General features: G+C 58.1%; 21 protein-coding genes. 17 read left to right on the top strand and 4 right to left on the bottom strand.

Features of this window, described 5'->3' with window-relative positions; all coding sequences use genetic code 11:
• Positions 1-14 precede the first annotated feature (14 nt).
• The 3 genes from KVT28_RS11235 to KVT28_RS11225 are packed head-to-tail and all read left to right on the top strand — an operon-like array spanning position 15 to position 4,110.
• A complete protein-coding gene (locus KVT28_RS11235) occupies positions 15-2,237 on the top strand; it encodes an iron ABC transporter permease (protein ID WP_217548455.1) in 2,223 nt (740 codons plus the stop codon).
• A complete protein-coding gene (locus KVT28_RS11230; protein ID WP_061719127.1) occupies positions 2,234-3,295 on the top strand; it encodes an ABC transporter ATP-binding protein in 1,062 nt (353 codons plus the stop codon). The genes KVT28_RS11235 and KVT28_RS11230 overlap by 4 nt, the downstream gene beginning before the upstream one ends.
• A gap of 14 nt (positions 3,296-3,309) precedes the next feature.
• Positions 3,310-4,110 carry an inositol monophosphatase family protein gene (locus KVT28_RS11225; RefSeq protein ID WP_101761717.1) on the top strand — a complete coding sequence of 267 codons (801 nt, stop codon included), beginning with the start codon at positions 3,310-3,312 and terminating at the stop codon, positions 4,108-4,110.
• A 36-nt stretch (positions 4,111-4,146) separates the two neighbouring features.
• Here the strand turns inward: KVT28_RS11225 and KVT28_RS11220 are convergent, their stop codons facing one another.
• Positions 4,147-4,785: a LysE family translocator gene (locus KVT28_RS11220; RefSeq protein ID WP_217548453.1), complete on the bottom strand. Its 639-nt coding sequence runs from the start codon at positions 4,783-4,785 to the stop codon at positions 4,147-4,149.
• Between the two features lie 388 nt (positions 4,786-5,173).
• Between KVT28_RS11220 and KVT28_RS11215 the strand changes: the two genes are divergently transcribed.
• From KVT28_RS11215 to KVT28_RS11185, 7 genes are all read left to right on the top strand, one after another.
• Positions 5,174-6,286 carry a lactonase family protein gene (locus KVT28_RS11215; protein WP_217548450.1) on the top strand — a complete coding sequence of 371 codons (1,113 nt, stop codon included), beginning with the start codon at positions 5,174-5,176 and terminating at the stop codon, positions 6,284-6,286.
• Between the two features lie 291 nt (positions 6,287-6,577).
• Positions 6,578-7,819, top strand: coding sequence for an ABC transporter substrate-binding protein (locus KVT28_RS11210; RefSeq protein WP_110866760.1), 1,242 nt, complete (start codon positions 6,578-6,580; stop codon positions 7,817-7,819).
• 11 nt (positions 7,820-7,830) lie between these two features.
• On the top strand, positions 7,831-8,700 hold the full coding sequence (locus KVT28_RS11205) for a branched-chain amino acid ABC transporter permease (protein WP_217548448.1): 870 nt from the start codon (positions 7,831-7,833) through the stop codon (positions 8,698-8,700).
• Positions 8,700-9,728, top strand: a complete 1,029-nt coding sequence (locus tag KVT28_RS11200) for a branched-chain amino acid ABC transporter permease (protein WP_217548446.1) — start codon at positions 8,700-8,702, stop codon at positions 9,726-9,728. The genes KVT28_RS11205 and KVT28_RS11200 overlap by 1 nt, the downstream gene beginning before the upstream one ends.
• Positions 9,725-10,456, top strand: a complete 732-nt coding sequence (locus tag KVT28_RS11195; protein WP_217548444.1) for an ATP-binding cassette domain-containing protein — start codon at positions 9,725-9,727, stop codon at positions 10,454-10,456. The genes KVT28_RS11200 and KVT28_RS11195 overlap by 4 nt, the downstream gene beginning before the upstream one ends.
• Complete coding sequence (locus tag KVT28_RS11190; RefSeq protein WP_217548441.1) at positions 10,449-11,153, top strand: ABC transporter ATP-binding protein; 705 nt, start codon at positions 10,449-10,451, stop codon at positions 11,151-11,153. Before KVT28_RS11195 ends, KVT28_RS11190 begins: the two co-directional genes overlap by 8 nt.
• A gap of 293 nt (positions 11,154-11,446) precedes the next feature.
• Complete coding sequence (locus KVT28_RS11185) at positions 11,447-12,025, top strand: ANTAR domain-containing response regulator (RefSeq protein ID WP_217548439.1); 579 nt, start codon at positions 11,447-11,449, stop codon at positions 12,023-12,025.
• On the opposite strand, the gene KVT28_RS11180 is transcribed toward KVT28_RS11185, so the two are convergent.
• Together KVT28_RS11180 and KVT28_RS11175 are read right to left on the bottom strand one after the other, a co-directional pair.
• Positions 12,014-12,961 (bottom strand): helix-turn-helix domain-containing protein, encoded by a 948-nt coding sequence (locus KVT28_RS11180; RefSeq protein WP_217548437.1) that lies wholly within the window; start codon positions 12,959-12,961, stop codon positions 12,014-12,016. The genes KVT28_RS11185 and KVT28_RS11180 overlap by 12 nt on opposite strands.
• Positions 12,962-13,079: 118 nt before the next feature.
• Positions 13,080-14,474, bottom strand: a complete 1,395-nt coding sequence (locus tag KVT28_RS11175; protein ID WP_217548435.1) for an amidase — start codon at positions 14,472-14,474, stop codon at positions 13,080-13,082.
• Between the two features lie 217 nt (positions 14,475-14,691).
• On the opposite strand from KVT28_RS11175, the gene KVT28_RS11170 reads away from it, so the two are divergent.
• The 7 genes from KVT28_RS11170 (at position 14,692) to KVT28_RS11140 (ending at position 22,849) form a co-directional block, all read left to right on the top strand.
• Positions 14,692-16,122 carry a hypothetical protein gene (locus KVT28_RS11170; RefSeq protein ID WP_217548433.1) on the top strand — a complete coding sequence of 477 codons (1,431 nt, stop codon included), beginning with the start codon at positions 14,692-14,694 and terminating at the stop codon, positions 16,120-16,122.
• Positions 16,123-16,509: 387 nt separating this feature from the next.
• A complete protein-coding gene (locus tag KVT28_RS11165) occupies positions 16,510-17,715 on the top strand; it encodes an SfnB family sulfur acquisition oxidoreductase (protein WP_217548430.1) in 1,206 nt (401 codons plus the stop codon).
• A gap of 9 nt (positions 17,716-17,724) precedes the next feature.
• A complete protein-coding gene (locus tag KVT28_RS11160) occupies positions 17,725-18,927 on the top strand; it encodes an SfnB family sulfur acquisition oxidoreductase (RefSeq protein WP_217548428.1) in 1,203 nt (400 codons plus the stop codon).
• Positions 18,924-20,285, top strand: a complete 1,362-nt coding sequence (locus KVT28_RS11155; protein ID WP_217548426.1) for an LLM class flavin-dependent oxidoreductase — start codon at positions 18,924-18,926, stop codon at positions 20,283-20,285. The genes KVT28_RS11160 and KVT28_RS11155 overlap by 4 nt, the downstream gene beginning before the upstream one ends.
• Before the next feature lie 20 nt (positions 20,286-20,305).
• Entirely contained in the window at positions 20,306-21,112 is an 807-nt protein-coding gene (locus KVT28_RS11150) for a MetQ/NlpA family ABC transporter substrate-binding protein (protein WP_217548423.1), read from the top strand.
• Positions 21,113-21,114: 2 nt separating this feature from the next.
• Positions 21,115-22,215, top strand: a complete 1,101-nt coding sequence (locus KVT28_RS11145) for a methionine ABC transporter ATP-binding protein (RefSeq protein ID WP_217548420.1) — start codon at positions 21,115-21,117, stop codon at positions 22,213-22,215.
• Entirely contained in the window at positions 22,199-22,849 is a 651-nt protein-coding gene (locus KVT28_RS11140) for a methionine ABC transporter permease (protein WP_217548418.1), read from the top strand. Before KVT28_RS11145 ends, KVT28_RS11140 begins: the two co-directional genes overlap by 17 nt.
• Before the next feature lie 90 nt (positions 22,850-22,939).
• Here the strand turns inward: KVT28_RS11140 and KVT28_RS11135 are convergent, their stop codons facing one another.
• A complete protein-coding gene (locus KVT28_RS11135; protein WP_217548416.1) occupies positions 22,940-23,842 on the bottom strand; it encodes a LysR family transcriptional regulator in 903 nt (300 codons plus the stop codon).
• Positions 23,843-23,880 lie beyond the last annotated feature (38 nt).

Genomic DNA, 23,880 nt, shown 5'->3' with positions numbered 1-23,880 from the left:
TTTTGGGGGATTGGATGAATGCAAATAATCGTCGTCTGACAGGCGCGCTGCTCATCGGCGCAGTGGCGTTACTGCTGCTGCCGTGGTTCAGCCTGGAAGCCGGTTTCTTCAGCCGCGGCTGGTTAACCAGCCTGTGGAGCGATAGCGCCAACGCGCCTGCGTTGTGGCAAGTGGGCGAACATCCGTGGCTCATCATCGCCATCGCGCTGTTTGTGCTGTGCGCTGGCTGCGGCCTCCTGCCGGGCGCGGCGCGCAGCCGTTTGCTGCTGCTGTTCAGCGCACTTGGCGTGCTGTTCCTCATCATCGAAGGTCACGCCATTGGCTACAGCGGCTGGAGCTGGCTGTGGCTGGAAAACCGCTTCGGCGCACTCGCATCGGGCCAGCCGGCGATGGGCGCAGGTGCGCTGCTGTTACTGACCACTTTCCTGCTGCTGTTCTCCTTTGCGCTGGCCGAACGCGGCGTGATGAAAGGCGACGCCTTTGTGGTGGCGTCGCTGGTGCTGCTCACCGCGCTGGTGAGCATCTTTGTGCTCTATCCGGTGCTGAGCATGTTTGTGGTGTCGGTGCAGGACGTAGACGGCAGCTTCAAACCGGATGGCTTAATCAGCAACATTCAGGATCCGTCGATCTGGAGCTTGTCCTGCTTGTCGGGCGGCACCTGCGGCACCGCATGGCGCACGTTGTGGCTGGCGCTGATGACTGCCGCCGGATCAACGCTGCTCGGTTTGGCGTTTGCCTTAGCCGCTACGCGCACGCCGCTGCCGTTTAAGAAAGCGCTGCGCATGCTGACCATTTTGCCGATCATCACGCCGCCATTTGTCATTGGTCTGGCGCTGATCCTGCTGTTTGGTCGCTCCGGCGTAGTGACGGAACATCTGGCGGCGCTGTTTGGCATCGAGCCGGGCCGCTGGCTATATGGCTTAACCGGCATCTGGATTGCGCAGGTGCTGTCGTTTACGCCGATCGCGTTTCTGGTGCTGATTGGCGTGGTGGAAGGTGTTAGTCCGTCGCTGGAAGAGGCATCACAAACGCTGCGTGCCAATCGCTGGCGCACCTTTACGCGCGTCTCGCTGCCGCTGATGGCGCCGGGTTTAGCCAACGCTTTCCTGATTAGCTTTATCGAAAGCATGGCCGATTTCGGTAATCCGATGGTGCTGGGCGGCAGTCACGGCGTGCTCTCCACTGAGATCTTCTTCTCGGTAGTTGGCGCGCAGAACGATCCAAGTCGTGCGGCGGTGCTGGCGATGATTCTGCTGTGCTTCACGCTGACGGCCTTTGTGCTGCAGCGCTGGTGGCTCGGCGGTAAAAACTTCGCCACCGTCACCGGCAAAGGCGACGGCGGCAAACATGTGCAGCTGCCGCGCGTGCTGCGCTTTGGCGTGTACGGCATGGTGATTCCGTGGGGCCTGTTCACGCTGGTGATCTACGGCATGATTGTGGTCGGCGGCTTTGTGCAGTCGTGGGGATTGAATGATGCGCTGACCATCGAGCATTACGTGCGCGCCTTTGGCGTCAGCTTCAGCAACGGGCACCTGCTGTGGAGCGGCGTGGCGTGGAACTCGTTCTGGACCACGCTGGAGATCGCGCTGATTGCCGCGCCGCTGACGGCGATTGTCGGCCTGCTTACCGCATGGCTAATTGTGCGGCAGAAGTTTGCCGGTCGTCAGACCTTCGAGTTCCTGCTGATGCTGAGCTTCGCCATTCCCGGCACGGTGATCGGCGTGAGTTATGTGATGGCCTATAACCTGCCGCCGCTGGAGATCACCGGTACCGCGATGATCCTGGTAGCCTGCTTTGTGTTCCGCAACATGCCGGTTGGCGTGCGCGGCGGCATCGCAGCGATGAGCCAGCTGGATAAAAGTCTGGATGAAGCGTCATTAACGCTCGGGGCCAACAGCTTCCGCACGCTGCGCAAAGTGGTACTGCCGCTGCTGAAACCCGCCATCAGCGCCGCGCTGGTCTATGCCTTCGTGCGTGCCATTACCTCAATCAGTGCGGTGATCTTCCTCGTGAGCGCGCAATACAACATGGCAACCTCGTACATCGTTGGGCTGGTGGAAAACGGCGAATACGGTGTGGCGATTGCTTACTCAACCGTCTTGATTGTGGTGATGCTGCTGATAATCGGCATGTTCCAGTGGCTGGTGGGCGAACGGCGTCTGCGCCGTGTGGCCCGTCCGGTCGATATTGCGGTACCGCCCGCAACAACCTCATTAACCCAGGAGAGAGCCGTATGACACGCGTAACCGCTGGATCTGTGGTGTTTGAACACGTCTCGAAACGCTTTGCCGGATTTGATGCCATTCCCGATCTCTCGCTGACGGTGGAGCCCGGCACGCTGGTAACGCTGCTGGGTCCATCCGGCTGCGGCAAAACCACCACGCTGCGCCTGCTGGCCGGGCTCGAGCATCCCAGCGCCGGGCGCATTTTGATTGGCGGCAAAGATGTCACCAACTTGCCCGCCAATGAGCGCGACGTGGCGATGGTGTTTCAGTCTTACGCGCTGTTCCCGCACATGAGCGCGCTCGACAACATCATGTATGGCTTGCAGTCGTCGGGCATGAATAAGCGTGAAGCGCAGGACCGCGCGCGCGAAGGGTTGAAGCTGGTGGGCCTCGAACATCAGGGCCAGCGATTGCCATCTGAGCTCTCCGGCGGGCAGCAACAGCGCATTGCCGTGGCGCGCGCGCTGGTGCTGGAGCCGCAGGTGCTGCTGCTGGATGAACCGCTCTCGAATCTCGATGAGCGTTTGCGTCGCCGGGTGCGCACCGATATCCGCGATCTGCAACAGCGACTCGGCTTCACCGCGGTGTACGTCACGCACGATCAGGAAGAGGCGCTGGCGGTCTCCGATAAGATTATTGTCATGAAAGAGGGGGATATTGCACAGCAGGGCGCGCCGGAAAGTCTTTATCACGCGCCGAACTCGGTGTTTATCGCCGACTTTATGGGCGAGGCCAATATCCTGCCGTGCGAAGTGGAGCAGCTTGATGGCAGCGAAGCGCTGGTGCGACTCGGCAGCCAGCGCTATCGCGTGCGCGGCAACGGCCTGAAAACCGGCGCAGCACAGCTGTCGGTGCGACCGCAATTCATCACACTGCGCGGAGAAGGCGCAGGTGCACTGCGCGGCGAAGTGACGCACAGCACGTGGCTCGGCGACCATATCGAATATGAAGTCGCCACCGAATTGGGTTCACTGTTTATTGTCGATGCCGAGATGGAGCAGCAGTTGCCGCTGGCCTCGAACGTCGCGATTGATTTTAAACCTCAGGGTTTGGCCCTGATTGCCGGTTAATGTAAGGATGGATGATGAGTGAATTAGACAATGACCCGCTGTTATCGCGCCTGATTCTGGCGGAGAAGGTGGCACGCGCCGGCGGCGCGAAGGCGCTGGAGTATTTCCATCAGCGTGAAACCTTGGTGGTGGAGACCAAATACGATTTGCAGGATGTGGTGTCGCGCGCTGACCGCGAAGTGGAGCAGATGATCGACCAGCAAATTCGCGCGCAGTTTGCCGACGACGGTTTCCTCGGCGAAGAGTACGGATTGCAGGAAGGTTCATCGGGTTATACGTGGGTGGTCGATCCGATCGACGGCACCAGCCCGTTCCTTAACGGCATGCCGAACTGGTGCGTGTCCGTGGCGGTGCTGCATGACGGCGTGCCGGTGATTGGCGTGATTTTCGCGCCCACTTATCAGGAGTGTTACGTGGCGGCGATGGGTCAGGGTGCCACGCTCAACGGCAAGCGCTTGCAGGTGGATGCGTCGCGCACGCTGCAAAATCATGTCACCGGTTTTGGTGCCAACAGCCACGTCAGCCCGGATGAAGTAGGGAAAATCCTCGCATCGCTGCTGGCGGCGGGTGGGAATTTTATCCGCATTGGGTCCGGCGCATTGATGCTGGCGTGGGTCGCGGCTGGGCGCGTGGTCGGTTATTACGAACCGTACATGCATGCGTGGGATTGCCTGGCCGGTTATTGCCTGGTGAAGGAAGCGGGCGGCTGGTATCACCCGTTCAATACCGAAGGTGAACGATTGTTGAAAGGCGCACAGGTATTGGCGGTTGCTCCAGGCGCGGAAGCGGATTTGAAGCGGATTGCCGGATTGTGATGTTGGTTGCGGTCGCCATTTAATGGCGACCTTCTATCAAACCAGAATAAATTCCCGGTAACCCGACCAAATCACATAGATGGCGAAATAAACAAAAATCAAAGCCGAAGCAAGATAGGAATACTTCAGCAAACGCTGCCCCAACAGCTTACCGCCCATGCTACCGACCAGGCACAGCACGCAGGTCCACACTACGCCCGCAATAAAGAAGCCGCCAAGAAACGATGAGGTTGCGGCCGCGCTGCCGTGTCCCATGCGGGAAATCAACGCACCGCCGACGCTGGCAAACCACAAAATCGCGGTCGGCGATGACATCGCCAGCATTACGCCACGACTGAACTCGCGTAGCAGCGATCGATAGGGCTGTTGTTCGGTTTCCGGCAGTGCAGCCTGCTTTTGCAACGCCGCATACAGCATTTTCCCGGCAAACCATAGCAGCATCACACCGCCGCCAATCCACAATACCCAGCGCACGGCGGTGAACTGCAACACAATCGCCATGCCCGCCAGCGCCAGCACCGCATAGATTAAGTCACCAATGCAGGTGCCAATCCCCAACCAAAAACCGTAAAAATAGCCGCGCTGCATCGCCAGCGTGATCATGGCGATATTGGCGAGACCAATATCAAGGCATAACGACAAACTCAGCAGAAAACCATTTGAAAACTGCAGCATAGCAACGTCAGCATCCCTGGCATGTTAATAGGGCTGTATTAAAGCATGCAGGAAAACGCAGTAATAATAAGAATTACGCATTTGTGCTATTCCGGCTGCCACGTTTGGAGGTAATCGTGCTCTACCGGCGGATAAATCCACGATAATGTGAACACGATCACGCCTGTTCGCCGCGAATCAAAGCAATCCCACTATAGTCGTTATGCGGCCTGCAGCATTGGCCGCAATCACAATAAAAAATCCAACTCTGCGAACGATTTTTATAAAGAACATTCCGATTATGGTGGGTACCACAATGAAAAATCACAATAAAACGGTGTCTGGCGGTATGGCGTCACGTTTAAGCGTGGCATTATCGCTAGCTGTTTTCACATTAGCGGGAAGTGCAATGGCAACTGCAGCGGAACATCATAACCAAACGGCTTTAGTGGGCACATGGACCAGCATCCCGGATGCGCCGTTAGTGCAAAATCCAGGTCATCCCAGCGAAGGTTTATACCGTTTGAAGGTCAATAGCGACGGCACGCTGACGCCGCTCGATTTCATCAAAATGAAAAGCCCATCGTGGATTGTGAAATCGCACGATGGACGTTTTGCCTATACCACTAACGAAGAAAACGCCGGTGCCGTCACTGCGCTGGCGATTGATCACGGCGGCGAAGTGCGCGTGATTAACGCGGTGGATAGCCACGGCCAGCAGCCGACGCATGCCACCATTAGCCCGGACGGGAAATTCCTGTTTGTCGCCAACTACTCGGTGGCTAAAGGCGGTGCCAGCGTGGCGGTATTCCCGATTCATCACGACGGTTCGCTCGGCGAGCAGGTACAGAATTTCCCGTTCGCCAGCGGCAGCGGGGCAGTGAAAGATCGTCAGGATAGCGGGCATGCGCACTCCACCACCTTCACTCATGATGGCAAATACCTTTATGCTGCAGATCTCGGCGGCGACAAACTGCACGCTTATGCCTATCACGCGGGCAACGCTCAGCCGCTGCAAGCGGATACTTCACGCGATGTCACCTTCCCGGCCGGATCGGGCCCGCGCCACATGGTGTTTTCACTGGATGGTAAACACGCCTATGTCATTACCGAAATGGCCGGTGAAGTGGTGGTGTTTGCGGTTAAGGACGATCGTCTGCAGCAGCAATCTAGCGTCAAACTGAATACGGAAAACAGCAGCGCCGAGTATCGCAGCGGCGGCGGCATTATCCTCAGCCCGAACGGCAAGTTTGTGATTGCGGCTAATCGCGGTTCGGATAACAGCTTGGTGGTGTTCCGCATTGAGCAGGATGGTTCACTGGGATCGCCGGTGCGCTATAAAGCGGATGGCATTGAACCGCGCGCTTTCGCCTTTGATGCCAGCGGCAAATACCTTTATGTGGCGAACGTGTTTACCAATAACATCACCCTGTTCCATTTCGATGAACAGAGCGGTGTGCTGAAAGCCGCGGGTGAAGTGGCGAAGATTGCCACGCCGACGGATATTAAGTTTTTTAATTGAGTGTTATTGAGGTCGCCATGAAGGGCGACCTCGCACCTAATTGGTGCCCATTGCCATTTAACAGTGCGCACGTTGTCGTAGCGGCGCGATTTATCGCGCAATGAATCGCGCCGCTATGTGAATGTGCAGAGTCTAATTAATTTGGCCCACTTCTTGCTTTATTAAAAACAACGCCCCAACGATGTGGCAACCCTCTTGTCAATGCAGACAGCGCCGTCTGTAGATCGCTTTTATTCTCTCCGGCCTCCCGGAAACACTCCTGTTTAATCCTTCTCTTTTCAAGAGGTTGCTATGGCTATTAGTCGTCGTTCATTTATCCAGGGTTCAGCCGTTTCGGCATTAGGCTTGGCTGCAGGCGTTGCGCCTCAATTCTCTTTCGCCGCCGACAGCAAAGACGCCATCAAAATCGCCAGTATTCTCGACTTATCCGGCGGGCTCGATATTTACGGTAAGCCGATGTCGAACGCCATTAATCTGGCGGCAGAAGAGATCAACGCGGCGGGTGGTTTATTAGGTCGACCGTTGCAGGTGATTAATTACGATGCGCAATCCAATATGCAGCTTTATGCGCAATATGCGCAGCAGGCGGCGCTGAAAGATAAAGTGGCGGTGGTGCATGGTGGTATTACCTCGGCCTCGCGTGAGGTTATTCGTCCGGTATTGGATCGTTTTCGTTCACTCTATTTTTATCCGGCGCAATATGAAGGCGGCGTGTGCGATCGCAATTACTTCTCATCCGGTTCTACGCCAGCACAAACCGTGGAAAAGCTGGTGCCTTATGCGGTGAAGAAGTGGGGCAAAAAAGTCTACGTGCTGGCGGCGGATTATAACTACGGCCAAATCGTCTCGGCGTGGGTGAAAAAATCGGTACACGATAACGGCGGTGAAGTGGTGACGGTCGAATTCTTTCCGCTGGATGTCACCGATTTTGGTGCGGCTATCTCCAAAATCCAGAGCGCCAAACCCGACATGGTGTGGTCAGCGCTGGTCGGTGGCGCGCACATCTCCTTCTATCGCCAGTGGCATGCGGCCGGTATGAGCGGCAAGATCCCGATTGCCTCCACGGTGTTTGGCGGCGGCAATGAACATATCATTCTGTCGCCGGAAGAGAGCAACGGCATTCTGGTTGCCGCCAACTATATGCAGGAAATCCCCTCGCCGGAAAACAAAGCTTTCGTTGAGCGATTCCATGCGCGCTACGGCGCCAATACGCCGTACATCAGCGACCTGGCGATGGGCGCTTATCAGGGCATGTTGATCTGGGCGGAAGGGGTGCGCAAAGCGGGCGATATCGATCGCATGAAGGTGATCGAGGCGCTGGAGTCCGGCGTCACGCTGACCTCGCCGAGCGGCAAGCTGAGTGTGGATCCGGCCACGCATCACTGTTCGCTGGATGTGCATATCGCCGAAGTGGAAAACCATCAGATGAAAATTCTGCAAACCTTCACCGATCAAGCGCCGGTGGATACCGCGATGGTGTGCGATCTGAAGAAAAACCCGCGCGATACCAAACAGTATCAAATTGAGCTGTGACAGGAGCCGCTATGGATCTGTTCATTATCTACGCCATTGAAGTGCTCAATGCCATCGCCGTGCTGGTGATCATGAGCGTCGGGCTGGCGGTGGTGTTCGGCATGATGAAAATCGTCAATATGGCGCACGGCGAATTCATGATGCTGGGCGGCTACAGCGCCATTCTCGCCACCAATCAGTGGGGCGTGCCGATCTGGATTTCGATGCTGGTGATTGCGCCGCTCACCGTTGGCGTGTTTGGCGCGGTGATTGAGCGCGTGATTATCCGTCATCTGTATGGACGGATGATCGACACTATGCTGGCGACATGGGGGCTGAGTCTGGCGCTGATTGGTGCCGCCACCATGCTGTTCGGCAACACCACGCTGGGCATCAGTTCACCGCTGCCCAGCGTCAATATCGGCCACTACAGCACCAGCGGTTATTCACTGTTCATGATTGTGTTTGCGGTCGGCTTGCTCGCCGCGCTGTGGCTGCTGCTGCGCTTCACCACTTTAGGTTTGTGCGCACGCGCCACCATGCAGAATGCGCGCATGGCGGCGGCGCTCGGCAGCAATCCGGGCAAGATCTACAGCCTGACGTTTGGCCTGGGCGCGGCGCTGTCGGGTTTGGGCGGCGCGCTGTTAGCACCGATTACCGGCGTGATCCCGACCATTGGCGTTAGCTTTATCGCTAAAGCCTTTATCACGGTGATTGGCGGTGGCAGCGCCATCATCGCCGGTACGCTCTCCGCCTCGACGCTGTTCGGCACCATTTCGCAGCTGGTGACGTACTTCTCCACGCCGGTGTTTGGTGCGGTTGCGCTATTGCTGAGCGCCATTGTGCTGCTGCGCTTGCTGCCGCAGGGCATCACCGGACGCTTCTTCAGGAGATCGCTGTAATGAAACTGTTCTCGGAAAAGATCCTGATTGTCGTCACCTCACTGGCGATGGTGCTGGTGGCGCTGTGGCTGTCAGGCGCGATTGAGCTCTACACCTTGCTGTCCCTGACGGTGTTTCTGGTGATGGGTTTGTTGTCGCTCAGCCTGGCGTTTATCTGGGGCTACGGCGGAATTCTGTGCTTTGGTCAGGCGGCGTTTTTCGGTTTAGGAGCCTATACCTATGCGATTTGCGCCATCAACTGGGGCGATTCAACCTGGGCGGTGGTGATGGCGGTGCTGCTGCCAACGCTGTTCTCACTGCTGCTCGGCTATGTGATTTTTTATGGCGGCGTCAGCGATGTCTATCTCGGCGCCATCACGCTAGCGGTGAGTCTGGTGCTGTTTAACTGGGTTAACTCCACCTCCGGCAGCGAATACCACATCGGCGAGGCGCTGCTGGGCGGCTTTAATGGCATTCCCTCCGTGCCGACGCTCAACCTGCCGTTCCAGCCGGATGCCATTTTATCGCCCGAAGCGATCTTTATGGTCACCGCCGGATGTCTGGCGCTGTGTTACGCCTTGCTGAAGTTCGTGCTGCTGAGCCGTTTTGGCAAAACCGTGGTGGCGATTCGTGAGAACGAACAGCGCGCCGGATTGCTCGGCTACAACGTGCCGGCGCATAAGCTGGCGACCTTCGCCATCGGCGCGGCCATTGCCGGACTGGCGGGCTGTTTGTACGTCAACTGGGGCGCGTTTGTCAGTCCCGGCGTGTTCAGCATCAGCCAGTCGGCGCAGATCATCATCTGGGTGATTGTCGGTGGCCGCGGCACGCTGCTGGGTCCGGTGATCAGCTGCGTGCTGTTGCAGTGGATGGTGACGCGGCTGGGCGCGCAGCAAACCGTGGATGTCAACTTAGTGCTCGGCGTGATTCTGGCGGTGTTTGTGTTGCTGATTCCAGGCGGCATTCTGCCAACGTTGCAGCGCCTGTGGCGGCGCAAGCGTCCCGCCGCGCCTGCCAGCCGCGCGCAGGTCAGTGAGGTGAAACCATGACGACCAACGTGTTACTGGAAACCCGCAAAATGGGCGTCAGTTTTGGCGGCGTGCATGCAGTGAAAGAGGTGGATTTCATCTTAGGCGAAGGTGAGTTGCGCTGCCTGATCGGCCCCAACGGCGCAGGCAAAAGCACTTTCTTCAAGATGCTAAGCGGCCAGGTGACGCCGACGCGCGGCGAGTGTCGCTATCGCGAACAGGTGATCTCCGGCAAACGGCCATGGGAAATCGCGCGTTTGGGGATTGGCATTAAAACTCAGGTGCCGAGCGTGTTCGAAGGCTTAAGCGTGCGGGAAAACCTGTGGCAGGCGGCAGCGAATAAGCTGGCGAAAGCGGCGCTGCCGGCGGCCATAGAACAGGTGCTGGAGGATATCGGTCTGGTCGATCTGCAACATGCGGTGCTCTCGGAACTGGCGCATGGTCAGCGGCAGTGGGTGGAGCTGGGGATGATCCTGATCTCCAAACCGCAGCTGGTGCTGCTGGATGAACCGGCGGCGGGTATGACGCATCAGGAAGTGCGCAAAACCGCGCAGCTGATCAAGGCGATTAATCAGCAGAGCACGGTGGTGGTGGTGGAGCATGACATGGAGTTCATCAGCATGATTGCGCAGCAGGTGACGGTGTTTAACCAGGGCGCGGTGCTGGCGGAAGGCAGCTTCCGCGAGGTGACGCAAAATCCGCGGGTGAAAGAGGCGTATCTCGGCAATCTGGAGATTAAACATGCTTGAAATTAAAGAGATGGTCTCGGGTTACAACAAGATTCCGGTGCTGAACTTATCCGAGCTGTTTGTCGGCGCTAAGTCGTTTACCGGCGTGCTGGGCCGCAACGGCATGGGCAAAACCACGCTGCTGCGCACCATTATGGGCGAACTGCCGGCCTGGCAAGGCCAGATCGCGCTGAACGGCATCGATATTACCCGCTATCAGGCGCACCAGCGTGCGGTGGCGGGCATCGGTTTTGTGCCGCAAGGGCGACAGATTTTCCCGCAGCTGACGGTGGAGGAGAATCTGCGCATGGGCTGCGTGAAACACTTCTCCCGCGCCGGAGAAATTATCGAGCAGATGCTGGCGTATTTTCCGCGCCTGAAACGCCTGCTGGCGCAGCCGGGCGGTGCGCTATCGGGCGGCGAGCAGCAGCTATTGGCGCTGGCGCGTTGCCTGTGCGGCCAGCCGCAGCTGGTGCTGCTGGATGAGCCAACGGAAGGGATTCAACCGAATATCTGCGAGGAGATTATCGAGACGTTGCGGCGGCTGCGCCATGAGATGGATATTTCAATCATTCTGGTGGAGCAGGATATCGAGTTTCTTTACGCTCTTTCTGACCAGATTCATGTGATTGAAAAGGGGCAGATTGTGCAGAAGATCGATCCGAAAACCCAGTCGAGCGCCAGCGTGGCGGAACAGTTTTTGGGGTTTCATGCTTGAGTTGTTTTGCTATCGCCCTCACCCTAGCCCTCTCCCGCAGGCGGGAGAGGGGACAGATTGAGCGGGCTTGTATATGGCAGTGTCTCCCTCTCCCTGTGGGAGAGGGGACAGATTGAGCGGTCATGTATATGGCAGTGTCTCCCTCTCCCTGTGGGAGAGGGCCGGGGTGAGGGCATCAGCGCGCAGCGGACATTGTCCGCCCTGACACAGCACCCGGCAGCATCAGCAAAGCGTTAACGCATCCGCTCGCTTACTGTGAGCTTTCCTCATTCAGGATGCGCATAGGGTGAACCATGACTGAACAATCATTACTGGCAACGCTTTCTGGTGTCCGGCTGCATATTTTCCATCCTGATTCACAGAGCGTGCGCGCGTTTTGCGCCTCGCTGACGCAGCTGGGCTGTCACGCGCAGCACAGCTGGCCGCCTGCCGCGTCACTCTCCACGGATACGCAACTGCTTCTAGTGGCGATAGAAATACATCAGCAGCCACTGTTATCCCCTCTGTTTAACAGCGCGCGCGAAAGGGATATTCCCCTCATCGCACTGGCGGATAGCCACAACGCGCGGCTGTTTCCGCTGCTGCTGCAACTCCAGCCGAACGCTATCGCCGAGCGTGAGCTCAATCCGTTTGCCTTGATTGTGCAGATGATTGGCACGCTACAAACCGTGCGTCATCAGCAGCGGTTGCGTGCGGTGCAGCAGGCGCGTAAAGCGCGCGGAGAAAGGTTGGCGCAGGCCAAAGGCGTGCTGATGCAAACCTTCGGGCTGGATGAATCGGGGGCGTACCGCTTGATGCGCAGTGAAGCGATGAACACGCGCAGCAGCATGGAATACACCGCCGAGCGCGTAATCACCACGCTACAAAAGTAGCGGCGCGTCCGGCTGCCGTAACAGGCTGCTGGGCGTGTAACCAAAAGCTTTACGGAACGCCAGGCTGAAGTGCGACATATCGCTGAAGCCGTGATCCAACGCCACTTGGGTGATATTGCGCGCTTTGCCTTCAGCGAGAATGCGGTGACACGCCTGCAAACGCTCCTGCCAGAGGAAGTTCATCGGCGTGGTGCCGTGCGCGGCAAACACCCGGCTGATGGTGCGCGGCGAGACATGATGCGCATTGGCGATCTGCGCCACCGACAGCTCTGGCTCCTGCAGGTTGTGACGCAGAAAACTCACTACGCGTGAGTAGAGATCCGGCTTCAGCGCCTCTTCGCTGTGCTGCAAATTCACGCTGACCGAAATCATATTCAGCAGCGTGTTGGCAAACTGCTCGGCCAGAAACGGGTTCTCGCGGTCGGGATTAAACACGAACGCTTCCTGCAGCAGCAACTTGAGCGATGCCATGCCGGGGCGCGTGAGATCCAGCGTTTTTCCCGCCAGTTTGGCGGTGGCAGGCGCTTCCTTCTCCATGATGTGGCGCGGCAGATGCACGATATTGATCGCCACTTTCTCCATCGCAAAATCAAACGGCGTGGCGGCATCGTAAATCACCACGTCGCCGGCGCTGACGCGAGATTGATGGCCATTCTGCCGCAGCGTGCCGCTGCCGGCGCAGACGTAGCCCAGATAAAAATCGTGATTAGGATGGCGGCGGATGCACTCCGGCGTGCGTTGCCACATCAGCGCGGTGTGCGATACGTGATTGGCAATATCCATGTGACCGAGCATCGAATAGGCAAAGCTGCCGGAAAAAGTGCCCGAATGCATCTGTCGCGCTTCGGCTTTGATCAGACGCGAACACACCGCATCACGCCAGGCATCGAAGCGATGACGGTTATCGAGATCGTCGGTGGTGAAAAGCTCTTTCATATCAGCATCCCCTAAACATGGCGAAAAAGGGCGGAAGTCAGGGAGTTGAAGCAAGTTTCAGGCCATGAGCGGGTGAAATGACCGCCCCGAAGCTATCGGGACGGTAAAGAACGCAGATTTACAACGCAGGATGCTGTTTGTGCCAGTCGGTGACCTGCTGGAAGGCCCAAGCGCCCTGGATCATGGTGGTTTCGGCGAAATGTGCTGCTACTAATTGGAAGCCAATCGGCGCGCCGCCTGCGGTTTTGCCGCACGGCAAGGTGATGGTGGGATGTCCGCTGGCGTCGAATGCACTGGTATAGCGCAGCACGCCGTTAAACAGTGCCTGATCGGTACCAAAACGGGTCATGGTGTCCCAGGTCAATCCGGCATAAGCGGTAGCCGGTGCCAGAATCAGATCAACCTGAGTAAAGAGCGCGGAGATATCGCCGCGCAGCGCCGCACGGCTGAGCAGCAAACGCTGATACTCCAGCGCGGTGACGCTGTGACCGAGATCCAGCAGACCCGCCAGGCCCGGACCGTATTGATTTTTCTGCGCCGGATAAGTCTCTTCATGCGCCAGCGCGGTTTCCACGGCGCAGAGTGCGCTCCACTCGGCGGCGGCTTTTTCGGTATCGGGCAAGGTGATATCCACCAGCGTCGCGCCGAGCGAACTCAAGGTGGCGATCGCCGATTGCAGCGCGGCGCGCGTCTCCTCGTCGACTTTCTCCAGCGCCCAGCTTTTATCTACGCCAATGCGCATTTTGCTGATGCCGCGCGTCATCAGCGCCAGATAATCCGGCACCGGCTCGCTGCTGGAAGTGGGATCTTTATCATCGCGACCGGCAATGGCTTGCAACATGGCGGCGGCATCGGCGGCGTTGCGCGCCATCGGGCCGATATGATCCAGTGATGCCGCCAGTTCACAAGCACCGTGACGCGTGACGCGGCTCCACGTCGGTTTAATGCCGGTCAGGCCGTTGGCGTTGGAGGGAAAGCGAATCGATCCGCCGGTATCGGTGCCAATTGAGCCGAAGCATAAACCTGCGGCGGTGGCGACGCCGGATCCGCTGGAGGAGACGCCGGTCCACAGCGCATTGTTCCACGGATTATTGGGCCGGGTGATATCAGGATGGTGATCGGCGAAGGCGCTTTCGGTTTGCGTCAGTTTGCCGAGAATCACCGCACCCGCCGCGCGGAAGCGCTCCACCACGGTGGAGTCTTCTGTAGGGTAACGATCTTTGTGGATGATCATGCCGTGGCTGGTGGGCGCGTCTTTGGTCCAGATCAGTTCTTTGAGCGCGATCGGCACGCCGTGCAGCGGACCGCGCATTTTGCCCTGGGCTATTTCGGCATCGGCTTCGGCCGCCTGTTGCAGCGCACTGTCGCGCATCACGTAGAAGTAGCTGTGTAAGTCACGATCGAGCGTATCAATGCGCGTCAACAGGGTTTGCGTGACGTCTACCGAAGAGATTTCGCCCGACTGAATCAAGCGGCCAATTTCCAGCAAGCTTTTGTAATGCAGATTATCCATCGTGACCTACCTCGTGAGTGAGAGATGTGTTGATAAATAACCTAAGTCACTGCGTGAAGTGCGGCTGTGTTTAGGCGGACAGATGGTATGTCAGAACTGCCAATGCATTTCCCTCTCCCGTTTATGGGAGAGGGTTAGGGTGAGGGCAAAAACCATTAAAGCCGCTGAACATTTCGCCGATAACTCTCAGGAATAGTACACAACGAGGATTATTTTCATGCTAAATGGGATTGGCAGCAGCGTACTGAGAAATTTAATCGCATCGAATGCGGTGGTGACGCCGGCGGTGAACAACAAATCCGCGCAAAACGCCCTGACGGCGGAAGCGTCGACCAAAGTCACCTTCAGCGAGGCGAGTGATGCCATCGCCGCGATCTACAAAATCGCGCCCGCGCAGGTCAAGAGTTCCGTCGATGTCACCAGCAGCTTGCAAGCGCAGCTCAACGGTGCCGCGCATGCCAGCGGCGTCGGCATGAACGGTCTCGGCAGCACCTTATTGAGTAATCTGGCCAGCCATCGCGGCGACGTAACCTTAAGCGTGCCAGCGACGGAAGCGGTAGATGGTGCGCGGAGCAGCAGCCAAAGTGCGCTGGCGCTGACCATCACTACCCAATCTGGTGTGCAGGTGAGTTTGCAGATGACGCGTCAACAGGGCGGCATGGTGGTGGAGCTGAAAACCAGCGGTGGCCAGCTCAACAACGTTGAAGCGGCGGCGATGGGTCAGCTATCCACCGGTTTGCAGAAGGCGCTGGATGGCCTGGATGGCAGCACCACCAAACTCGATATCAGCGATCTGATGAAGTTCGACACTTCAGTGTTGAAAAGCGTCGATTTGAAGACCGATCTGCGTAATGGCAATAACGTCACGCAGTCGCTGAACTTGCATGCCGACGATCAGGCACGCTGGCTCGGCTTCCACAACGGCGATGTCAGCATCAAACTCGATACCGATGTTTCGAAACTGACGCAGGCGGGCAGCGCGGCACAGCAGGCAGCGGCGCTGGATCAGTGGAGCAGCAAATTTGATCAGGCCGCTTCGCGCGGTCACGGCGATAGCGACATGTTGACGCTGTTTAAAGACAGCTTCCGCGCGCTCAATACCACCGAAGGCAGAGCGGCTGAAAGCATCAATACGCAGCGTGTGAAGTCGATTGATGCCAATGCGGCGAAGAACGGCGCAATCAGCGGACTGGCGGACTTCTCGGCGAGCTATCAGCAGACGCCGGTTTCCGGTAATCCGTATAAGCCGGAAGAGCAAGACACCTTCTCCCTGAACGTGGCGCAGAAAACCGCTACGCAAACGCATGGTGATACCCAGGATTTGACCCAGCAAACGCTGTTTAAACTCAAGGCCAGCTTCCACACCGCGCTGGATTCTGTCTCAGCGGCGAAGCTGACCGAACAGAAGTCGTCGCAAAACTATAAGTATCATCTGATCGATGATGAAGAGCGCAGCCAGACCTCGGTGACGCAGAATAAGAAAGGGGATTTGACCGCGAATTATGCGCAGCAGCTAACGCAAAATGAGACGGTGAAAACCTATCAGCTGGCGAAGTTGATCGATAGCGTGCAGATTCCGCATAGTGTGAAAAGCGAATCCACCCGCAGTTTCGCTGCCGCGCAGTTTGATGCGCAATTAAATAATTAATATTTCGCACCGCTTTTAAATTCCGCACCATCCGTAGCGGCGCGATTTATCGCGCGTTTTTGAAAGTTAAACATCAACGCGCGATAAATCGCGCCGCTACATTATTTGCGGAATTAAACTTTTCTTAGCGTTATTTGATCTTAAGAATTACTCACTGCTTTTTTATACTTGCTAATTGCCCGCAGCGCCGCCGCTAGCCTGTTGTTGTGCTTCAATAAATCCATAGCTTAATAATGGCAACGCATTGCCGGATATAGCATAACCGCGCTATTTACTTGCTTTAACCCCGCTGATTATCATCGCTTTCAATCCATTATTCATTCCACGGCCTGCTGATTTTTTCAGTGCAGGCTTACACTTCGCTGTGCAGTAAAAGTGAAATCAGCTATGACGCAAAACAGTGACGAGATTATTAACCGCGCAGCGGTATTAAACAGCGATGAAGAAGCCATCGCCGCCGCACGCCATCTGGCCGGGCAGGCGAAAAGTGGCGCAGTCGAGCGCGACCAGCAGCGCATTTACCCCATCGCGCTGCTCAACCAGTTCACCGCATTAGGACTTGGCAGCATCAGTGTGCCGCGCGAATTGGGTGGCGCAGGTTTGTCGTACCAAACCATGGCCGAAGTGTTTCGTTTGATCTCCGCCAGCGATCCGTCGCTGGGGCAAATCCCGCAAAACCACTTTGGTCTGATCCAGTTCATCCTTGGCGAAGGTTCTGCCGCGCAACAGCAGCGGCTGCTGAGCGCGGTGGTGCAGGGCAAACGTATGGGTAACGGCGGACCGGAGAAACACACCAAACATACGCGAGACGTACAGGCGCAGCTAGTGACAACGTCACAGGGCGTGCAACTCACCGGCGAGAAGTTCTACTCTACCGGCGCGCTGTTCGCCGACATTCTTGTCACCACGGCGATGCACGATCAGCAGCCGAAAATGGCCTTTATTCCGCTGCCGACGCCGGGCGTGGAAATTGTGGATGACTGGTCCGGTATTGGCCAGCGCACTACCGCTAGCGGTACGGTGAAGTTGCATCAGGTTGTGGTTGATCCCGCGTTATTGATGTCGTTGCCTCCCGCTGAAAAGCCGACGCTGCGCGGCGCAGTTTCCCAGCTGATTCAGGCGGCGATTGATGCGGGCATTGCGCAAGGTGCGCTGGATGAGGCGCTGGAGTTTGTGCGCAGCAGCTCGCGACCTTGGGTGGATGCCAATGTCAGCCGCAATGCCGACGATCCGTACATCCTCGCCGATGTGGGCCGCATCAGCACCGAACTGAGTGCCGCCAACGCGCTGCTGACGCGTGCTGCCCGGATACTCGATAGCATCGATCAACAGGCGCTGACCGCCGAAAACTGCGCACGCGCATCGATTGCGGTAGCGGAAGCCAAAGTGCTGACCACCGAAGTGGCGCTGCGGGCCAGCGAGAAACTGCTGGAATGGGGCGGCAGTCGCGGCACCTTGCTGCGCCACGGTCTCGATCGTCACTGGCGCAATGCGCGCACCCACACGCTGCACGATCCGGTGCGCTGGAAAACTCATGCCATCGGCAACTATTACCTCAATGATGCGCTGCCTGCGCGTCATGCGTGGATTTAAGGAGTAACCATGACGCAGGTATCGCCTAAACAGCGCGCGACGCGTATTGAGAATGCCCAGCAGGCGTTGCAGGTCGCGCAGGAGCTGGCGGAACGTTTTCGTGCCGGTTCTGCCCAGCGCGACCGCGAACGTGGACTGCCGCACACCGAGTTACAGCAGCTGTTTCAATCCGGGCTCGGCGCCATCACCGTACCGCGTGACTTTGGCGGCATTGAGATTTCTACCGCCGAACTGGCCGCGATTTTCGTGCTTTTGAGCGCCGCCGACGGTTCGATTGGTCAGGTGCCGCAGAACCATTTTTACGCGCTGGAAGTGTTGCGCATCAACGGCAGCGAGGCGCAGAAACAGCGGCTCTACGCCGAAGTGCTGGCAGGCGTGCATCACGGCAACGCGCTGGCGGAATTCAGTTCGCCCGCCGCGCATCAGCGTTCTACGGCGGTTTCGCAGCAGGCGGAAGGATTGCGCCTCAACGGCAACAAGTTTTACTGCACCGGCGCGCTGTATGCCGACCGTATTCCGACGCTGGCGATTGCTGATGATGGCAAAGAGCAGCTGGTGTTTGTGCCGCGTCATCAGCACGGTGTCAACGTGATTGATGACTGGAGCGGCTTCGGTCAGCGCACCACCGGCAGCGGCAGCGTGCAATTCAGCGACGTAGCGATTGCGCCGGAAGATGTGGTGCCGTTCCAGACGGCGTTTGAGCGTCCGAGCACCGTTGGGCCCTTTGCGCAGATTATGCATGCGGCTATCGATCAGGGCATCGCGCGGGCGGCGTTTGACGACATGCTCGATTTCCTGCGTCAGCGCGCGCGGCCGTGGCCGGACAGCGGCGTCGACCGTGCGAGCGACGATCCGCTGACGCTTGATCGTACCGGTCGTCTGGCCGCACGTTTGAGCGCCGGCGATGCGTTGCTGGCGATTGCGGGTGATGCGGTTGACGTGGCGCAGCGCGATCCCAGCGCCGAAAACGTGGCGCTGGCGTCGGTAGAAGTCGCCAAAGCCCGCGCCTGGACCACGGACGTGTCGCTGGAGGCCAGCAACCTGCTGTTTGAACTTGGCGGATCGCGATCCAGCCTGCGCGAGCATAACTTTGACCGCCACTGGCGCAATGCGCGTACCCACACCTTGCACGATCCGGTGCGCTGGAAATATCCGGCCATCGGCAACTACCTGCTGAATGGCGTGTTGCCGCCGCGTCGGGGGACGATATGAGCCACAAACAGATTCTGCTCAACGCCTTCAATATGAACTGCGTTGGGCACATTCATCACGGTATGTGGACGCATCCACAGGATCGTTCGGTGGATTTCAACTCACTGGATTACTGGCTGGATCTGGCGCGTTTGCTGGAGCGCGGGCTGTTTGATGGGCTATTTATCGCTGATATTCTCGGCGTATATGACGTCTATCAGCAAAGCATTGGCCTGACCGCTAAAGAGTCGATTCAGCTGCCGGTGAACGATCCGCTGATGCTGATTTCCGGCATGGCCAGCGTTACGCAGCATCTGGGTTTTGGCGTCACCGCCAACCTGAGTTATGAAGCGCCGTACCCGTTCGCGCGCCGCCTTTCCACGCTCGATCACCTGACCAAAGGGCGCATCGGCTGGAACATCGTCACCGGTTATCTCGATAGCGCCGCACGTGCCATGGGCCAGCAACAGCTGCTGGCGCACGATCGCCGCTACGATCAGGCCGATGAGTTTCTCGATGTCACCTACAAGTTATGGGAAGGCAGCTGGCAGGATGATGCGCTGGTGCAGGATAAAGCCAATCGTCGCTACGCCGATGCCAATAAAATTCACCAAATCAATCACCAGGGCGAGTTCTATCAGGTGCAGGGTTATCACCTGAGCAGCCCGTCGCCGCAGCGCACGCCGCTGCTGTTCCAGGCCGGTTCCTCGGCGCGCGGCGTTCAGTTTGCCGGACGTCACGCCGAGTGCAGCTTTGTGAATGCCGCGTCACCGGCAGCGATGCGCGAGCAATCGACGCGCTTGCGCCAGGCGGCGGTGGAGGCCGGACGCCATCCTGACGATCTGCGCATCTTCATGGGCGTCAGCGTGATTGTCGCGCCTACCGAACGTGAAGCGCAGGAGAAGCATCAAAGCTACCTCGCCTACGCCAGCCCGGAAGCCGGCATCGCGCACTTCTCCAGCTCGATTGGCCTCGATCTGGCGGCGTTCGGACTCGATGAGCCGATTCAGACCGGCGACACGCGCGCCATAGAATCGGTGAGCAAAGCCTTCAGCGGCTGGACGCGGCGTCGTTTGCTGGAGCAGCACGCGATGGGCAGCCGCTATCCGCTGATCGTCGGCAATCCGAGCCAGGTCGCGGATGCGCTGATTAAGTGGATCGATGAAGGCGATATCGACGGCTTTAACCTGACGCGCATCCTTAATCCGCAGAGCTACCGCGATTTTATCGATCTGGTGGTGCCGGAATTACAGCAACGCGGCCGCTTCAAGACCGCGTATCAGCCCGGTTCATTGCGGCAGAAAATTTTTCAACAGCAGGACCGCTTGCCCGATCGCCATCCGGCGGCGCGCTGGCGCGACGGCGTTAACCTTCGTTAATTTAACCTCAGGGATCTGATATGAACATTGCACGTCATTTTGCGCTGGCTGCCGGCGTCGCACTGCTGGCGTTTAGCGCCGTCGCCGCCGAAAACTACAGCGGGCCGCTGAAAGTCGGTACTACAGCAGCCTTTGCGCCGCCGCTGGAAACCGCGGTGGCTGAGGCGAAAAAACAGGGTTTGAACGTTGAGCTGGTGGAGTTCACCGACTGGACCGCGCCGAACGTAAGCGTGGAAAATGGCGATATCGATGTGAACCTGTTCCAGCACAAACCGTTCCTGGAAAACGCCAATCAGCAGGGCGGATTCCATCTGGTGCCGTACGCGCCGGCGATCATCAATAACATCGGGCTCTATTCGAAGAAACATACCGCGATTGACCAGATTCCCGATGGCGGCACGGTGGCGATTGCCAACGATCCGATTAACGGCGCGCGCGGCCTGCTGCTGCTGCAAAAAGCCAGGCTGATTAGCTTAAAACCGGGCGCGGGCCTCAAATCTACCGTGGATGACATTGTCAGTAATCCAAAGCATCTGAAGATTATCGAAGTGGAAGCGGTGCAGCTGTCGCGTTCGCTGGATGAAGTCGATTTAGCGCAGGGTTATCCGCACTATCTGCGCCTGTCGAAGACCATCGATCCGAACAACGCGCTGCTGTTCGATGGCCTGGAACATCCGGAATACGTAATTCAGTTCGTGATCCGCGACGGTCATCAGAACGATCCGCGCCTGGCGAAGTTCGTTGATATCTACCAGCATTCGCCGGTGGTGCGCGCCAAGCTGGATGACTTTTACGGCAAGCTGTATCAGCCGGGCTGGAGCCAGTAAGCATGGTGAGCCTGACGCTACCCGGCGAGCGCGATGCGTTGCTGTCACCGACGGCCGAGACGGCAGGGAAAATCCACGTGCAGATTCGTGGCTTGAGTAAACGCTATCCCGGCCAAACTCAGGATGCGCTGAAAGAGGTCGATCTGCAGGTTAAGCGCGGCGAGATATTCGGCATCATTGGCCGTAGCGGGGCCGGTAAATCGACGCTGATCCGCTGCCTTAATCGGCTGGAAAAGCCTACTCGCGGTCAGGTGGTGATTGACGGGATTGACCTAAGCACGCTGAGCGATCGTCAGCTGGTGGATTGGCGACGCGGTACCGGCATGATTTTCCAGCACTTCAATTTGCTGTCGGCGAAAACGGTGCGCGAAAACATCGAGTTGCCGATGAAAGTGGCGGGCGTGCCTGCGGCGCAGCGGCGGCGCAAAGTGGATGAACTGCTGGCGCTGGTGGGTCTTGAGCAGCGCCAGCACGCGTGGCCAGCGCAATTGTCCGGCGGGCAGAAGCAGCGCGTTGGCATTGCGCGCGCGCTGGTGCACGATCCCGAATTGCTGCTGTGTGATGAAGCCACCTCGGCACTCGATCCGGAAACCACGCGCTCGATACTGGCGCTGCTGAAGAAGATCAATCAACAGCGTCACATCACCATTGTGCTGATTACCCATGAAATGGACGTGGTGCACGATCTCTGCCATCAGGTGGCGGTAATTGATCAGGGCGAAATCATCGAGCGCGGGCCGGTGTGGCAGGTGTATAGCAATCCGCAGCAAGAGACTACGCGACAGCTGCTCAATCCGCAGTTCAGCGCGCTGCCGGAAGTGATTCAACCGCTGCTGACGCCGACGCGCGAGCGTGGCGATTCGCGTCTGCTGGTGCGGTTGCGCTACACCGGACAGGGCGCACAGCCGGATTTGGCGGCGCTAAGCGCACGGGTTGGCGGGGAACTGACGTTAATGTATGGCGCGGTGGAGTGGGTGGACAGCAAACCGACCGGGCAAATGTTGCTGCTGCTTGATGCGCAGCATGACGCTGACGCCGCGCGGACGCTTTTAACCCCGATTGCGGATCAACTGGAGATACCGGGCTATGTCACTGGCTATTGATCGTTTATGGATTGGGCTGCTGGATACGCTGCTGATGGTGGGTGTGTCGTCGCTGCTGGCGCTGGCGCTGGGTTTGCCGATGGCGGTGATTCTGGTGGTAACCGGACGCGCCGATCTGTTTCCCAGCCCGCTGCTGAATCGCGTGCTGGGCTGGGTGGTGAACCTGTTCCGCTCGATCCCGTTTTTGATTCTGATGGTGGCGCTGATTCCCTTTACCCGCTGGATCGTCGGCACCACCTACGGCGTGTGGGCGGCGGTGGTGCCGCTGACGCTGGCGGCGACGCCGTTCTTTGCGCGTATCGCCGAAGTGAGCCTGCGCGAAGTGGATAAAGGGCTGACCGAAGCGGCGCAGGCGATGGGTTTTCATCGCTGGCATATTATCTGGCATGTGCTGCTACCCGAAGCGCGGCCCGGCATTGTGAGCGGCTTTACCATTACGCTGGTGACGATGATTAACGCCTCGGCGATGGCCGGCGCGATTGGTGCGGGCGGCTTGGGCGATTTGGCGTATCGTTATGGTTATCAGCGTTTTGATATGCAGGTGATGCTGACGGTGATTGTGGTGCTGGTGGCATTGGTGACGGTGCTGCAGTTCTTTGGCGACAGGTTGTCGCGCCGGTTGAACCATCGTTGATATTAGGAAAAGCGCAATAAATTGCGCCGCTATGCCAGGTGTGCAGAGGGATAGCGGCGCGATTCATCGCGCGCTTTTGGCCTTATGTTTCTATCTGATCTGCAATCCCTCTAACGCCGCCAGCAACGCATCCACTTTGGGTAACAGCTGCTTGCGGCGCGGCCAAATCAGGGTTAAGGCCAAACCATCCGGCTGCTGCTCGGGCAGAATGATCTCCAGCTCGCCGCGCGCCAGCGGTTCACGCACCAGCCACGATGGCATCTGTGCCACGCCTAATCCGGCACACAGCGCCTGCATCTGCGCATCCACATCACCCAGCGCCATGCGGTGCGGCAGGTTACGCCAGTGCGGATAGCCATCTTCCGTGGTGAACAGCCACGGCTTGGTGCTGCCATCGACGCGTTCATACATGATCGCCTGATGCTGCAACAATTCGGCTTCGCTGCTGGGCCGACCCACGCGCGCCAGATAATCGGGTGATGCGCAAAACACCATGCGTTCGCGGCCCATCTGGCGACAGCCCAGCGAGGCGGGCAGATCCGGCGATCCACCAATGCGCACCGCAACATCAATCCCTTCATCAAACAGATCGATAAAGCGATCGGAAAAAGTCAGATTGAGCTCTACATCCGGATGCTGGTGGCAAAACGGAATCAGCAGCGGCATCACGCCGAGGCGTCCATAGGTGTTCGGCACCGCTAAACGCAAGCGGCCGGAAGGAATGGTGCGCTGCGCCGCCAGCACCGCTTCGGCTTCTGCCAGCTCCTCCATAATGCGTAAACAGGTTTGGTAATAGGCGTTTCCGGCGTCGGTGAGTTTCAGGCTGCGGGTGGTGCGCTCCAGCAGGCGCGAACCCAGGCGGGTTTCCAGCCGCGTCACGCTTTTGCTCACCGCCGAACCCGTGAGATGCAGGCGCTCAGCGGCAGCGGCAAAGCTGCCGCCCTCGACGCTGGCAACAAAAGGAACGATATCTTTCAGGCGCTGATCGTGCATGGATTCGTGAACTCAGGTTGTGAATGCCGTGAATTAAT

This window comes from Pantoea sp. GbtcB22 (genome assembly GCF_019091025.1).
GTDB lineage: Bacteria > Pseudomonadota > Gammaproteobacteria > Enterobacterales > Enterobacteriaceae > Pantoea > Pantoea leporis.
This window is presented reverse-complemented; position numbering and strand designations above follow the sequence as displayed.